At 35.7% G+C, this 14,523-nt stretch carries 12 protein-coding genes; 4 read left to right on the top strand and 8 right to left on the bottom strand.

All coding sequences use genetic code 11. The features are described from left to right. Nucleotides 1-68: 68 nt before the first annotated feature. Nucleotides 69-500 (bottom strand): FKBP-type peptidyl-prolyl cis-trans isomerase, encoded by a 432-nt coding sequence (locus LV89_RS00580; RefSeq protein WP_109740910.1) that lies wholly within the window; start codon nt 498-500, stop codon nt 69-71. Nucleotides 501-633: 133 nt separating this feature from the next. Here LV89_RS00580 and LV89_RS00575 point away from each other — a divergent pair, with 133 nt between their 5' ends. The 3 genes from LV89_RS00575 to LV89_RS00565 are packed head-to-tail and all read left to right on the top strand — an operon-like array spanning nt 634 to nt 2,099. Further along, nucleotides 634-876: a CBU_0592 family membrane protein gene (locus LV89_RS00575; RefSeq protein ID WP_109740909.1), complete on the top strand. Its 243-nt coding sequence runs from the start codon at nt 634-636 to the stop codon at nt 874-876. Beyond that, nucleotides 873-1,532 carry a cyclase family protein gene (locus LV89_RS00570; protein ID WP_109740908.1) on the top strand — a complete coding sequence of 220 codons (660 nt, stop codon included), beginning with the start codon at nt 873-875 and terminating at the stop codon, nt 1,530-1,532. Before LV89_RS00575 ends, LV89_RS00570 begins: the two co-directional genes overlap by 4 nt. A gap of 3 nt (nt 1,533-1,535) precedes the next feature. Continuing rightward, nucleotides 1,536-2,099 (top strand): DNA-3-methyladenine glycosylase, encoded by a 564-nt coding sequence (locus tag LV89_RS00565; RefSeq protein ID WP_109740907.1) that lies wholly within the window; start codon nt 1,536-1,538, stop codon nt 2,097-2,099. Between the two features lie 2 nt (nt 2,100-2,101). On the opposite strand, the gene LV89_RS00560 is transcribed toward LV89_RS00565, so the two are convergent. From LV89_RS00560 to LV89_RS00535, 6 genes are all read right to left on the bottom strand, one after another. Further along, nucleotides 2,102-2,518: a hypothetical protein gene (locus LV89_RS00560; RefSeq protein WP_109740906.1), complete on the bottom strand. Its 417-nt coding sequence runs from the start codon at nt 2,516-2,518 to the stop codon at nt 2,102-2,104. Next, complete coding sequence (locus LV89_RS00555) at nt 2,515-2,919, bottom strand: hypothetical protein (protein ID WP_109740905.1); 405 nt, start codon at nt 2,917-2,919, stop codon at nt 2,515-2,517. The genes LV89_RS00560 and LV89_RS00555 overlap by 4 nt, the downstream gene beginning before the upstream one ends. A 63-nt stretch (nt 2,920-2,982) precedes the next feature. After that, nucleotides 2,983-3,876: a DMT family transporter gene (locus LV89_RS00550; protein ID WP_109740904.1), complete on the bottom strand. Its 894-nt coding sequence runs from the start codon at nt 3,874-3,876 to the stop codon at nt 2,983-2,985. 170 nt (nt 3,877-4,046) lie between these two features. Next, nucleotides 4,047-5,111 carry a ferrochelatase gene (gene hemH, locus LV89_RS00545; protein ID WP_109740903.1) on the bottom strand — a complete coding sequence of 355 codons (1,065 nt, stop codon included), beginning with the start codon at nt 5,109-5,111 and terminating at the stop codon, nt 4,047-4,049. Nucleotides 5,112-5,287: 176 nt separating this feature from the next. Beyond that, on the bottom strand, nt 5,288-6,427 hold the full coding sequence (locus LV89_RS00540; protein WP_158279482.1) for a DUF4249 domain-containing protein: 1,140 nt from the start codon (nt 6,425-6,427) through the stop codon (nt 5,288-5,290). A 124-nt stretch (nt 6,428-6,551) separates the two neighbouring features. Next, nucleotides 6,552-8,954, bottom strand: a complete 2,403-nt coding sequence (locus LV89_RS00535; RefSeq protein WP_158279481.1) for a TonB-dependent receptor — start codon at nt 8,952-8,954, stop codon at nt 6,552-6,554. Between the two features lie 527 nt (nt 8,955-9,481). On the opposite strand from LV89_RS00535, the gene LV89_RS00530 reads away from it, so the two are divergent. Next, nucleotides 9,482-10,354 (top strand): Rpn family recombination-promoting nuclease/putative transposase, encoded by an 873-nt coding sequence (locus LV89_RS00530; RefSeq protein WP_109740900.1) that lies wholly within the window; start codon nt 9,482-9,484, stop codon nt 10,352-10,354. 191 nt (nt 10,355-10,545) lie between these two features. On the opposite strand, the gene purL is transcribed toward LV89_RS00530, so the two are convergent. Further along, nucleotides 10,546-14,244 carry a phosphoribosylformylglycinamidine synthase gene (gene purL, locus LV89_RS00525; protein ID WP_109740899.1) on the bottom strand — a complete coding sequence of 1,233 codons (3,699 nt, stop codon included), beginning with the start codon at nt 14,242-14,244 and terminating at the stop codon, nt 10,546-10,548. Nucleotides 14,245-14,523: the final 279 nt, after the last annotated feature.

Genomic DNA, 14,523 nt, shown 5'->3' with positions numbered 1-14,523 from the left:
CATAACTCCATAATTCATTACTAATTACTCACAATTCATAATTCACAATTCACAACTCCTCTCCCCACTTACCCAATAGAAACTAATTCTAAATCGAAAATTAAATCTTTACCTGCTAAAGGGTGATTAGCATCTAAAGTGATAGTTGTGTCAGTAACCTCAACAACCGTAACTGGCATTACTTGACCAGAACCATCTTGGTGCATATTTAATTGCATACCAACTTCGTAAGGAATATCGGCAGGGATTTCAGCTTTGTTAAAAACTGCCAAATAATTTTGGTCAACTTCTCCGTAAGCCTCCGCAGCAGGAATATGAATCGTTTTTTTCTCGCCCACACTCATACCTGTAACACCTTCATCAAAACCTTTGATAACCATTCCAGAACCAACTTCAAATTCTAAAGGCTCACGTCCTGCCGAGCTATCGAAAAGTGTTCCGTCTGTCAATTTGCCTGTGTAGTGGACGTTAATTTTATCGCCCGATTTTACTTGTGCCATCGTCTATGTTTGTTAAAAATTTGGGCAAAGGTCGGGAATGACCGCTAAATATGCTAATTTGGGAAATGGTTTTCCTGCATAATATGGTTATGTAGAAAATTGAACTTCAAATAACAAACTATAATTTTTAAAAATGAACGAAATTATTATCGAAATTTTAGGCTGGATAGCCTCAATTCTCATCGTCGGAGCATTTGCTTTAAATTCTCTTAATAAAATTTCTTCCAATTCTACGGCATATCAATTGGCAAACTTAATCGGAGGTATTTTCTTTATCATTAATACCATTCATCACAAGGCTTATCCCTCGGCAATGGTCAATGTTGTTTGGGTTTTTATTGCAGTTTTTGCTTTACTAAAAAATAAAAAATCATGAAATTTATAGATTTAAGCCATACCATAGAAGAAGGAGTTGTTACCTACAAAGGACTTCCCGCACCTGTAATTTGTGATTTTTGGACACGTGAAGAATCTAAACAATGGTATGAAGAAGGTACGTCTTTTCAGATGGGAAAAATTGAAATGGTTTCTAATACAGGAACTTACCTCGATACGCCTTTTCACCGTTACGAAGACGGAAAAGATTTATCCGAAATACTGATTGAACAAACTGCTATGTTAGAGGCGGTGTTGATTAAAATTCCTTATCGTCAAACTTTACGGATTGACAAATCATATTTTGAAGGACTTGATTTGAAAAATAAAGCCGTTTTAGTAAATACCAATTGGGATGAAAATTGGAAAACCGATGCGTATTATTCCAATAACCCATTTCTGACTGCCGATGCTGCTGAATATTTGGTGTCACAAGGGGTAAAATTAGTTGGCATTGATTCTCATAATATTGATGATGTAGAAGGAAAATCTCGTCCTGTTCATACAATTTTACTGAAAAACGAAATTTTGATTGTTGAGCATCTTTGCAATCTCAAAGAAATTCCAGCAAATACTCCTTTTAAGTTTTCGGCAACTCCGCCAAAAGTAAAAGGCATGGGAACATTTCCAGTTAGAGCTTATGCTGTTTTAGATTAAAATATGGATTTACTCAATTTAGATACGCTTTCGGTTGCCAAGCAATTATTGGGATACACGCTCATACACGAAAACGAAGAAGGGATAACTTCGGGAATTATTGTAGAAACAGAAGCTTATTTGCAAGACGACCCAGCCTGCCATGCGTATCGTAAAAAAAGTGAACGCAATGCTCCCATGTTTGGTGAAGCAGGAACAATTTATGTTTATCAAATTTATGGAATGCACTTTTGCGTCAATATTTCTACTAACCAAAAAGACATTGGAGAAGCCGTTTTAATTCGTGCTTTAGAGCCTGTGGACGGAATAGAATTGATGAAAGAAAGACGCAAAACTGATGTGGTCAAAAACCTATGTTCGGGACCGGGAAAATTAGTGCAAGCAATGGCAATTCATAAAGGTATGAACAATTGGAGTATTTTGGGGAATGACTTAAAAATCATTCCCCCTAAAATTGAAATACCTGAAAATGAAATCATTACCACTACCAGAATCGGCATTACGCAAGGTGCTGACTTGCCTTATCGGTTTTATTTGAAAGGGAATAAATATATCAGCAAGCGGTAAAATTACCCAACCAATGTTATCAATTCCGTCTTGGTTAGCTTCCAGATATTGGTCTGATTGGAAATAATAAAGCTATTGCGTTTTCCTAAACCATTTATAAAAGCCTTATATGTTTTGAAGGGACAAATAACCATACCAATCAATACAAGACTTATCGGATAAATCCATGTTGCCGCATACCCTTTTCTACCTCCACTGGCTAACTCCCAAGCACTAACTTCACACTCACCTGTCCAGTTGGTTTTATATCCTGTTATCAAGTGATTCAAATCGTGTAACATTAAGGCTTTTCCGTCTAAATTGGGGTATTTAAAAGAAAATCCTACAATGCTAACCTCATTGAATTTATCTTTTACGCCTCCATCAATAGGCAAATTATTAACTTCCCAAAAATGTTTTAATTCGTCAAGTATTTTCATAGGTATTCAAGTTTGTTTATCAATTTAAAAATATCGAATTGGTGTTTTTTTACAAAAAATGCTGACCGAATTAACTTATCAAAAAATATGCTTTTACCTTTTATTTCAATTTTATAGCTTACTGAGGTACAGTTTTGGTTAATTTCCAAAATTTCCCAAGTACCAAATCCAATAAAAGGAGCATTTCGGTATTCAAACTTTATAGAATTATCCTTTAGTTCTATTAGGACAAGCTCAATACTAAAAAATGGCACAGGGGAAAAAGCAATTATATCACCTTCCGTGTTTATAGTTGGCTTATATTCTTTCCACCATTTAGCATATTTATGGATATCCAAAACGGTATTTTTTACTGTAAAAAATGATTTTGAGATAGCTCTTTCTACGATTATAGAATACATTTCACCTTTATGAGTATTGATTTAGAAGTAAATAGAAGTAGAATTCGGACAAGGCTGTCCGTGTTACACAAGTCCTTGATACGAAATCAATCCGATAGCGATAACTGCTAAAGCCAAGCCAATTTTATTGAGATTTGACAGTTTTTCTTGGAAGAAAATCAAGGCTATAAAAGCAGAAATTAGAATTACGCTGATATTGTAAATCGGCAAAACAAATGCTCCATTATTCTGAAAAGCATCTAAGGCTTTCAATAAAAAATAGAAAGATAAAAAATTAGGAATACCTAACGGAAATGCGGCCCAAAGACTTTTTAATTCCAGTTTTTCTTTCCCTTGTATCACTCTCAAAGTCAAGACAATACCTCCAAAAACGATTGAACCTATCAAAATAGTTAAGGTAAACGGAATGGTATTTCCAGAAGCAGTTACATATTTAGCATTCAAGAAATTGAAAGTGGTATTGGTAATTCCGTACATGGTAAATACGGCAATCGGCAACAACCAATCTGATGTTTTTACGGAACGGTTTTCTGTATTTTCTTCTTTTTTTAAGGTACTCAAAACAACTGCAACGATGGCTAAGACTAAACCCAAATAGTTTAATCCATCAAAATTCTGACTTGTTTTTAATACAACCAAACTAAAAATCACAGGAATAACCAAGGAAATATTATTTGCCAATGACGTAGCCGTAATGCCCATTCTTTGTGTTGAAACTCCTGATAATAAAAAAGTTACCACAAAACCAACTCCCAATAACATGGCGAAAAGTGTTGATGGCTGTGCAAAATCAACTGAAAAATGTTGGGTACTTGGTAAGAAAATTAAACCTGTCAAAAAGCAAACAGGATAATTGAGAATAATTGCTTGAAAAGTATTAACTCCAAAACGTGGATGAACACGAAAATTGATGAGCAATAAAACGGAGAAAAATACACTGAGAGCTAAGTAAATCATAAGCGGTAATTGGAAATCTGTTATTGGTCGATTGATTTCTTTCTATAAATAATTTGAATACACAAAAATGGCACGAACTTTTGAATTCGTGCCATTTTTATGCTTTTTATTTTATACATCTCAAATAATAAAACAAACCGCCGACAGGGCGAAAAGCCACTGTCGGGGTATTAAGATTTTCTTACTAAATCTTCTAATAAATCTACCCAAAGTGGTGAATTGTTAAGGCTTTCTACCAATTGCCAATGTTCACCGCCATGTTCTTCAAAAATCTCTTTGTACTCCTCTCCTACTTCAATGGTCGTTTCTAAACAATCAGAAACAAAAGCTGGTGAGAATGCCAAAACACTCTTTGTACCTGCTTTTGCCAAATCTTTTATTACGTCATCAGTATATGGTTTTATCCAAGGGTCACTGCCCAAACGAGACTGAAACGACGTTGTGTATGTGCCTTCTTTCAAACCTAACTCCTTCACCATCAAGCGTGTTGTAGCAAAACATTGAGCTCTGTAACAATATTGATTCATTGAATGAAGGGTATCACAACAAGAGCCAAATTTACACGTATTTCCAGTACAATCACCTTTGGTCATTTGTCTTTCTGGCAATCCATGATAACTAAAAAGGAAATGTTCAAAGTTGGTTTCTGCCATATATTTTCGGGCGGTATCGGCAAAATGTTGTATAAATTTAGGATGGTCAAAAAAGGTATTCGTGAATTTTATTTCAGGAATAATTTGCCAACCTGACATTATTTTCATGGTTTTTTCAAACACCGAACCTGTACTTGCAGAAGCATATTGAGGGAAGAACGGCACAACAATAATTTTCTGAAAACCTGATTTTCTGAATTGCTCTAAGCCTTCATCCATACTTGGCGATTGATAACGCATCGCTAATTTTACGACGTAATCATCCCCTAATCTATCTTGAAGCATTTTCTCAACATCTTCTCCGTAAAATTTAAGCGGTGAACCTCTGTCTTCCCATAATTCTTTATAAATTTTAGCCGATTTAGGAGAACGAAATGGAGCAATAATCAAATTTACTAAAGGCCATCTACCAATAGCAGGAATATCAATCACTCGTCCATCCATCAAGAATTCACGAAGATATTTACGAACATCGGGGGTATTAGGAGAGTCAGGAGTACCCAAATTGACAATTAATACACCTGTTTTAAATTTATTTTCTTGTTGAGACTCTGACAATGTTTGTGGTTCAATGGTTTGCATAATGTTTTTATAAGACTTACGGTTATTATGTCTATTCAGACTCAAAATTAACCATAAAATACGTCACTTTGTTTATTAGACTTCCTACGAAAATGTTTTAAGTCGTAAAACAACATCTTTTCAACTACAAATAGAGAAAATTTTTCAAGCATAAAACACTTTCGCAGGAAGTCTATTTATTCTTTCCAGCCTGCGGGTTTAAATGGCGTTCTATACAAACCGTCGTAACATTGTACCAGTTCTTTACAGTTAGCTAAACCAATTGGGCAAGTATAAATATCTCCTTCAAGTTTTTTGGTAGTTGGCAATTCTCCTTGTGTATTAGACAAAGAACGGTCGATATAAAAGATTTTTCTACGCACTGCAAACACATCAAAAACGCCTAAAATTTTCTCTTCTGGATTGGTCGTTGATTTGATATTATAACTAAATCGTGTTTCGGCAGGTACGTCAAATAATGTTCCGTTGCTTTGAGTTTGCGTTTTAAGTCCTTGATAATAATTATAAGAATTGGCAGTAATTGACCTTTGTTCTAACTGTAAATAATAAGGCGAAATACCATCAAAAGGAAGTCTTGCCACTAATTTTCCTGTTACTCTTTGTCCATTCAAATAAGCATCTGAAAGAATATTAATGTCTGTCGAAAAAGTAATATCCCAACAATCTCCATCACATTTATAGTTCAAGGTTTTATCAGTTGGCACACGTGGCATAACACAAGTATTTTTGAAGAAATCATAACTTCCACCTACACAAGTTTCACAAATATCAGCACGTTGATAATGTTTCCAATACCATTGATAATTATCGCCTAAAGTATTGGGGTCTTGAAAATCTAAATAAATATTAAATCCTGCTCTTCGAGGGTCGCCTTTGGCATAATTATCCAAAATTTCAAAACGAGTAATGACGTTTTCAATTTCTGGAGCGGCCTTCATTGTTTCAGCCACTGATTTATATTTTTTCCCTTCGGCAGTTTCAATATTTAGCGTATAACTTCCGCCCACACGTCCTGCAAAAGTGGTTGATGAAACGTATGTTCCTTTAGATGAACTTGATTCGGTGAGGTCTTCTCGCACACCTTTTTCATCTAAAAAATACACTTTAGCTTTGCTTATTGGGGTAAAATATGCTCCTGTCAATCTCTCGGAAGACATATACAAACGTACTTTTTGAGGTCCCGCTTGGTCAGTTAATGATGCTTCAACTGATAAAAAACTCAGAGATGATACCTGCGTAAAATCTGTAATTGGCGTAATACATGAGCCAGCTAAGACCAATAAAAGTATAAAATATATAGGAAATTTATTTTTCATGAGAATAATTTCTGTGTATGGCAAATTGGTCATTAGTAATTAATCAGAGACTAACGCTATCATAATTTATTGATAATCAAGCTCATGACAACACTAATCTCTAAAACCAATCCCTACTAAGCTTCTATAAAAATTTAAAATTGTATGTTAATGAAATCAATGGAGCTCCAAAAACGCTCAGTTCGTAAGGCTGTATGCCTGCTGGTACAGATTTGAAAAATACAGAATAAGCATTTTTACGTCCGTAAATATTATAAACCGTAAAAGTCCACGAACCTTCCCAACGTCTTTCTTTCAAACTTGGATTGGTTATCGTCCAAGAAAAATCCAGACGGTGATAATCCGAAACTCGGTCATTATTACGAGTTTCATAAACTGGATATTTCTTATTATCAATCTGAAATAATCCAGAAGGAGATGAAAACGGACGCCCTGTATTATACGCAAACGTAAAGGCAAAACTATGGTGTTTTGTTGGCTGAATATTTATCATTGCGTTTACGGTATGCGGTTTATCATAGTTGGACGGATACCAATTTCCGTGAGCAATTTGTTGTAATTCGGGGAAATCTCCACGTACTTGTTGTAATGAACGTGCGTAGGTATAGCTAATCCAGCCACTCATTTCGCCACGTTTTTTGGTAAGCATCAATTCTAAGCCATAAGCTTTGGCTTGCCCAGAAACGACTTGGGTTTCAATGGCATTATTCAACTGCAAATTTGCCCCAGAAATATAATCCAACACATTATTGGTTTCACGGTAATATCCTTCGGCAGATAACTCATAGACATTTTCCTTAATATTTTTAAAATATCCTAAAGAAATAAAATCACTACGTTGAGGCTTTATGTAAGTGTCGGAGGTTTTCCAACGAGCAGTTGGCAAAGGAGTTGTATTATTAGAAAGCAATTGGATAAATTGTTGCATTCTGTTATAACCTAATTTAATGGTCGAATTTTCCCCAATAGAATATTTCATGGCAATTCTTGGCTCAATACCTCCATAACTTTTTTCAACCGAACCACTCCCAATTTCTTCCGTACCTATTTGAGTATTTGTCGTTCGGGGTTGTCCATCAATATATTTTCTAATTGAATATGGACCTAAATTCATGAAAAGAGCATATCTAAGCCCTGCTTGAATCGTAAATTTTTTGCTTACTTTGTATTCATCATCTATAAAAGCCGCCAATTCCATAGACTGTTCGTCGGGTAAAATTACCGTAGCCACTCTTGATTTCACATCTTTATTTAACATTCCCGGTGCAATATCGTAGCGAACTCCAGACAATCCAAAATTGATTTTATGATTATCGTTGGGGTTAAAATCAAAGTTGATTTTCAAGTTTTTGTAATTGATATTATTATTCAAATCAATTCTATTTACACTATCTGGCGAATAAGTACGTGTTTTATAATTACTCACAACTCCCAGAACGTCCATGCTTAAACGTGTGTTAAAATAATGACTCCAACGTCCAGAAAAATTAAGATGTCCGTAAGTAAATTGGGTTTGTTTGGCAATAACATTTTCTAAACTAAACAAAGAATCTACCTGATAATAATCGTGACTAATATAAGTAGAAAGCGAAATGGTGTTATTCTTATTAGGACGATAAAAAACTTTTGTAGCTAAATCATAGAAATTCGCACGGGTATTTTTGATATTATCTGTACCCAATAGTTTAAACCAAAAGTCATTATAAGATAGACGCCCTGCTGCCAAAATAGATAATTTATCTTTGATAATTGGCACTTCAACCATTGCACGGTTTGACACTAAACCAATTCCCCCCGACATCTTGAATTTTTCAAGATTGGGTTCGGTCATTTTAATATCTAAAATTGAAGCGGAACGTCCTCCAAAACGGGCTGGGACTCCTCCTTTGTACAATTCCAATTCACGAATAGCATCAGAGGCAAAAACCGAAAATAAGCCAAAAAGGTGAGTTGGATTGAAAATTGGAGCTTCGTCGATATAGATTAAATTTTGGTCAATAGCACCTCCACGAACGTTAATTCCATTAGAGCCTTCACCCACAGACGATACTCCAGGAAGTGTTTGGAGCGAACGAATTACATCAACTTCACCCATCATGGCAGGCAATTTTTTAATTCCCTTAATACTCAAAAGCGTAACACCCAAAGAAGGCGTTTGAATATCTTTCCGAGTAGCCTGACTTGACACAATGACTTCTTCCAAAGTTTTGGTTACGTCTTCTAAAGTTACGTCCAATTTTTTGTCAGCATTTAGGAACAATTTTATTCTAAAAGGCTTATAACCAACATGACTAACTTTGATAACATATTCGCCATTAGGCAAAAATAATTGGTAATAGCCAGCGGTGTCGGTAGTAATTCCTGTCTTTTTAAAATCTAATGAAATTGTTGCTCCAACAATAGGTTCTCCAGTTTTAGAGTCTGTTACTTTACCATCTAACATTGGCAATTTGATTTCTCTATTTTGGGCAGAAACATCAGTCAAAGCAATGAAAATCAAGCAATAAGTTAAAAGGTTAGTAAGCAAGACGAATCGTAAATTTTTAAGCATCCGTTTTTTATTTGTTGTGAAAATTAGTTGTGTTTTTGAAAAGTTCTTATCACAACAAATTACGATATTTTCCTCAAATTTTGTATCATGACATGACGCTTTTACCGATATGTGTCGATAGAATGACCAAATTAATAGAGCAATGGAAACAGCAACAGCGTCAAAATAAATCCTGCCCGACTTACTTCAACGCTGTTTTAATTAGTGTTAGTGAATATAGTTTTACTTCTGAAAAAATATTCTGAGAGAGTTATCTGTTTTTTAGCATCATATATTATCGCTTATTGTTTGTATTGATTTTCGATGGCAAACTTAATACGCAATGAAATATAATTCAAATTGATATTTACTATTAATAAATAGAGTAAGACTATACAGATATTCTTTATCGTCTCATAGATGTCACCAAACCAGCCATCGTGCATAAGAAACGTAACAACTATGAACAAAAAAGAAATACTAAAATAAAAATCGTAAATTTACAGCATTGACAATTAAAGAAAATGGGCAAAAAATTAATTCGATTTGACTGGGCAATTAAAAGACTTTTGAGAAATAAAGCCAATTTTGGCGTTTTAGAGGGTTTTTTAAGTGAATTACTATTTGAAGATATTCGTATTGAAAAAATATTGGAGAGTGAGAGTAATCAAGACACCGAAGACGACAAGTTTAATCGGGTGGATATTCTTACACAAAACTCTAAAAATGAGTTAATTGTTGTTGAGATTCAAAACACTTACGAGATTGATTTTTTTCACAGAATGGCTTACGGAGCTTCAAAGGCCTTGACAGAAAACTTGTCATTGGGGCAAGCTTACTCTGAAATTAAAAAGGTAATTTCTATCAATATTGTCTATTTTGACCTTGGTCAAGGACAAGATTATGTTTATAAGGGTAGCACAAATTTTTTCGGACTTCATCAAAATGATACATTAACGCTTTCCGACAAACAAAAAACAGCATTTTCAAAAGATAAAGTTTCGGATATATTCCCTGAGTTTTATATTATCAAAGTAAATAAGTTTAACGACATCGCAAAAGACAATTTAGACGAATGGATTTACTTCTTGAAAAACAGTGAAGTGAAAGATGAGTTTAAAGCAAAAGGACTTAAAGAGGCTGGTGAGGTTTTGGACTATATGCGACTTCCAGAAGACGACCAGTTTAGTTATAATCGTTATTTGGATTATTTGCATTATAAAGCGAGTGAGATTCTTTCTCTAAAATCAGAAGCAGAAGACATTGTCCGACAAAACAGGAATGTAGAGATAGCTAAAAATGCAATTATTAAAGGGGCAGACAACCAATTTATTGCAGATATTACTGGACTTTCGTTAAGACAAATTGAAGAAATACGAATCGAAATAGGAAAATAATATTCGCAAATCCGAAATAGATTAATCATATTATCAACTCACAAAAAACGGCACAAAAGAAAAATCTTTTGTGCCGTTTTGCTTATAAGCAATGGGACAAAATAGAACACTACCCTGAGACTCCATAAATCGCTGATAATCAGACTTATGGCAATCGTAAATCGTAAATCTTGAATCGTCCTTGTACTTAATTACGCCTGAGCGTCAATCCATTTTTTAGCATTCACGAATGCTTCTAACCACGGTGAAACTTCGTCTTTTTGTCCTCTTCCTGGGTAATTTGCCCAGTTCCAAGGGAAAGTTGAACGCTCGATGTGAGGCATCATTACTAAGTGTCTTCCCGTTGAATCACACATCATAGCCGTGTTATAATCTGAACCATTTGGATTGGCAGGATAACTTTCATAACCATATTTTGCAACGATATTATATTGGTCTTCTGAAGCTGGCAAATTGAATTTTCCTTCTCCGTGCGACACCCAAACGCCCAAAGTTGCTCCTTCCAAAGTAGAAAGCATCACCGAATTATTTGGCTGAATTTTCACCGAAGTAAAAATACTTTCGTGTTTATGCGAAACGTTGTGCTGCATTTTTCCGTGAACTTCATGGTCTGGATTAATCAATTCCAATTCCATCAACAACTGACAACCATTACAAATACCCACCGAAAGCGTGTCTTCACGTTTGAAAAAGTTTTTCAAAGCAGTATTGGCTTTTTCGTTGTACAAGAACGCTCCTGCCCAACCTTTGGCAGAACCTAAAACGTCTGAATTTGAAAAACCTCCAACGGCACCGATAAACTGAATATCTTCCAAAGTTTCACGACCAGAAATTAAATCGGTCATGTGAACGTCTTTTACATCAAAACCTGCCAAGAACATGGCATTTGCCATTTCACGCTCTGAGTTTGAACCTTTTTCACGAATAATAGCCGCTTTTGGTCTTGGTTTTGAAGCATCAATCACTGGTTTCTTTCCGTCAAATTGAGCAGGGAAAGTATAAGTCAATGGTTGATTTTTGTAGTTGGTATAACGCTCCAAAGAAGTTCCATTTTTCGATTGTCTTGAATCTAAAAGGAATGAAGTTTTATACCAAGTATCTCTTAATTCCGATACATTGAACGTAAATGAATCAGCATTATTTTTAACCGTAACCGAATCCCCTTCAACTACTTGTCCGATGTTGAAAATGGCAATATTATTTTGAGTAAAAACGGCTTCTACTTCCGCATCCGCTTGGAAAACCAAACTGATATTTTCGTTGAATAAAGCTTTTACAGAATCATTTTCACCCAAAGCAGTCAAATCATATTCTGCTCCAAGATTTACATCGGCAAAGCACATTTCTAATAAAGTAGTGACTAAACCTCCACTACCAACGTCGTGTCCTGCTTTGATTTTTCCTGCTTTAATTAAATCTTGGAATACATTAAAGGCATTTTTGAAGTATTCAGCATTCGTTATTGTTGGTACTTCGCTACCTACTTTATTCAAAATTTGAGCAAAAGAACTTCCGCCTAATTTGAAAGAATCTTGCGATAAATTTAAGAAGTAAATATTTCCACCATTTCTTTTCAAAACAGGTTCAACTACTTGCGTAATATCAGAACAATTTCCACCTGCTGAAATAATCACCGTTCCTGGGGCAATTACTTCATCATTTGGATATTTTTGCTTCATCGAAAGCGAATCTTTTCCCGTTGGAATATTGATTCCTAATTCAATAGCAAAGTCTGAACAACCTTTCACGGCTTCGTATAAACGTGCATCTTCGCCTGCATTTTTACAAGCCCACATCCAGTTAGCTGATAATGAAACCGATTTTAAACCGTCTTTCAAAGGAGCAAAAACGATGTTTGATAATGCTTCTCCAATAGCCGTTCTTGAACCTGCAACTGGGTCAACTAACGATGCCACAGGCGAATGTCCAACGGTGGTAGCAATTCCTTCTTTTCCTTTAAAATCCAAAGCCATCACCCCAACATTATTCAAAGGCAATTGCAAAGGTCCTGCACATTGTTGTTTGGCAACTCGTCCGCCTACGCAACGGTCAACTTTGTTAGTCAACCAATCTTTACAAGCAACTGCCTCTAATTGAAGCACTTGATTTAAGTAAGCAGGAATATTTTCAGCCGAATAATCAACATCAGCATAATTTCTTACCATAGTTTTATCCTCCATAATCACCTTTGGAGAACTTCCGAACATATCTTCAATGGCAAAATCCATTGGTTTTGCTCCTGTAGTTTTAGATTCAAACGTAAAACGGTGACTTCCTGTAATATCACCCACTGCGTACATAGGTGAGCGTTCACGGTCTGCAATGCGTTGGAGTGTTTCCAAATCAGCTTCGCCAATCACCAAACCCATACGTTCTTGCGACTCATTTCCGATAATTTCCTTCGCCGAAAGTGTTGGGTCGCCGACAGGTAATTTATCTAAATCAATCAAACCACCTGTTTCTTCCACCAATTCAGAAAGACAGTTTAAGTGTCCACCCGCACCGTGGTCGTGAATAGAAACAATTGGATTATGGTCACTTTCCACCAAACCACGAATGGCATTGGCAGCACGTTTTTGCATTTCTGGATTAGAACGTTGAATGGCATTTAATTCAATTCCAGAACCAAAAGCACCTGTATCAGCCGAAGAAACGGCCGCTCCTCCCATACCAATTCGGTAATTTTCACCACCTAAAATCACTACTTTATCACCCACGCTTGGCTTTTGCTTGATGGCTTGGCTTTCTTTTCCGTAGCCAATTCCGCCTGCCAACATAATTACTTTATCAAAACCTAATTTGCGAGCTTCTTCTTCATGTTCAAACGTAAGAACAGAACCCGTAATTAAAGGCTGACCGAATTTATTTCCAAAATCAGAAGCTCCATTTGAGGCTTTAATCAAAATATCCATTGGCGTTTGATACAACCAATCACGCTCATTCATGCCTTTTTCCCAAGGACGATTTTCTTCTAAACGTGAATAAGAAGTCATATAAACGGCAGTTCCTGCCAATGGTAAAGAACCTTGTCCACCCGCTAAACGGTCACGAATTTCACCACCCGAACCCGTTGCTGCCCCATTGAAAGGCTCAACCGTAGTAGGGAAATTATGCGTTTCTGCTTTGACAGAAATGACAGAATCGAATTCTTTTTCAGCGTAAAAATCGGGCTTATCAGCACTTAGAGGGGCAAATTGGGTAACTTTTGGACCTTTGATAAAGGCAACATTATCTTTATATGCCGAAACAATATCGTTCGGGTTTTCTTGCGAAGTCTTCTTGATTAATTTGAAAAGCGAAGTTTCTTTTTCTTCTCCGTCGATAACAAAAGTACCGTTAAAAATTTTGTGGCGACAGTGTTCTGAGTTTACTTGCGAGAATCCGAAAACTTCTGAATCTGTTAATTTTCTACCTAATTTTACGGATAAATTATTCAAATAATCAACCTCCTCATTACTTAGTGACAACCCTTCTTGTTTGTTATAAGCCGCAATGTCTTCAATTTCTAAAATTGGCTCAGGCTGAACATTAACGGTATAAATTGATTGGTGGAGTTGCGTATATTTTTGAGAAAGCATCGGGTCGAAATCTGTAAAATCGTCTGAGACTTCTGTAAATTCTTCAATTCTGATAATACCCGAAATACCCATATTTTGCGTGATTTCGACGGCATTTGTACTCCAAGGCGTAATCATAGCAGCACGTGGCCCCACAAAAACAGCATTCAGCGATGATTCATTATTATTGGTGATGGTATATTTATTGTCAAGCGAACTATTAAATAACCACAACAATTTAGAGATGTCTTCTTGAGAGAATTGGTCTTTCGTTTGAACCGCAAAAACGGTGTTGGAGTTAGCACTCCGAGGACTTCCGAAGAAATGAATCATTTTATAAGCAATTTTGATTAAACATTGAAGAGTACAAATTTAGGGCTTAAAAATGAAGTATGCGAGAAATAAACAGGTTTATGTTATTTAAACAGAAGAAAACAACTTTTCAGCTTTTAAATATCCATCATTCTAACAGATTGCTTCGCTACGCTCGCAATGACAATCCCCCACTGATACAAGTGCTAAGCGTAACCTCAAAATTTATTCAGTATGTAAAGAATAAACTGTTTAACAAGTTGCTTTAACTTCCCGAAAGTTATAAACCCACAATGGATA

This window comes from Arcicella aurantiaca, from assembly GCF_003148625.1.
In the GTDB taxonomy this organism is placed as follows: domain Bacteria; phylum Bacteroidota; class Bacteroidia; order Cytophagales; family Spirosomataceae; genus Arcicella; species Arcicella aurantiaca.
The sequence above is the reverse complement of the archived record's forward strand: the minus strand, read 5'-3'. Positions and strand labels throughout refer to the sequence as shown.

Bases quoted from the DNA above. Each gene is read 5' to 3' on its own strand.
- LV89_RS00580 (WP_109740910.1), bottom strand. From the start codon at position 500: ATGGCACAAGTAAAATCGGGCGATAAAATTAACGTCCACTACACAGGC.
- LV89_RS00575 (WP_109740909.1), top strand. From the start codon at position 634: ATGAACGAAATTATTATCGAAATTTTAGGCTGGATAGCCTCAATTCTC.
- LV89_RS00570 (WP_109740908.1), top strand. From the start codon at position 873: ATGAAATTTATAGATTTAAGCCATACCATAGAAGAAGGAGTTGTTACC.
- LV89_RS00565 (WP_109740907.1), top strand. From the start codon at position 1,536: ATGGATTTACTCAATTTAGATACGCTTTCGGTTGCCAAGCAATTATTG.
- LV89_RS00560 (WP_109740906.1), bottom strand. From the start codon at position 2,518: ATGAAAATACTTGACGAATTAAAACATTTTTGGGAAGTTAATAATTTG.
- LV89_RS00555 (WP_109740905.1), bottom strand. From the start codon at position 2,919: ATGTATTCTATAATCGTAGAAAGAGCTATCTCAAAATCATTTTTTACA.
- LV89_RS00550 (WP_109740904.1), bottom strand. From the start codon at position 3,876: ATGATTTACTTAGCTCTCAGTGTATTTTTCTCCGTTTTATTGCTCATC.
- hemH (WP_109740903.1), bottom strand. From the start codon at position 5,111: ATGCAAACCATTGAACCACAAACATTGTCAGAGTCTCAACAAGAAAAT.
- LV89_RS00540 (WP_158279482.1), bottom strand. From the start codon at position 6,427: ATGAAAAATAAATTTCCTATATATTTTATACTTTTATTGGTCTTAGCT.
- LV89_RS00530 (WP_109740900.1), top strand. From the start codon at position 9,482: ATGGGCAAAAAATTAATTCGATTTGACTGGGCAATTAAAAGACTTTTG.
- purL (WP_109740899.1), bottom strand. From the start codon at position 14,244: ATGATTCATTTCTTCGGAAGTCCTCGGAGTGCTAACTCCAACACCGTT.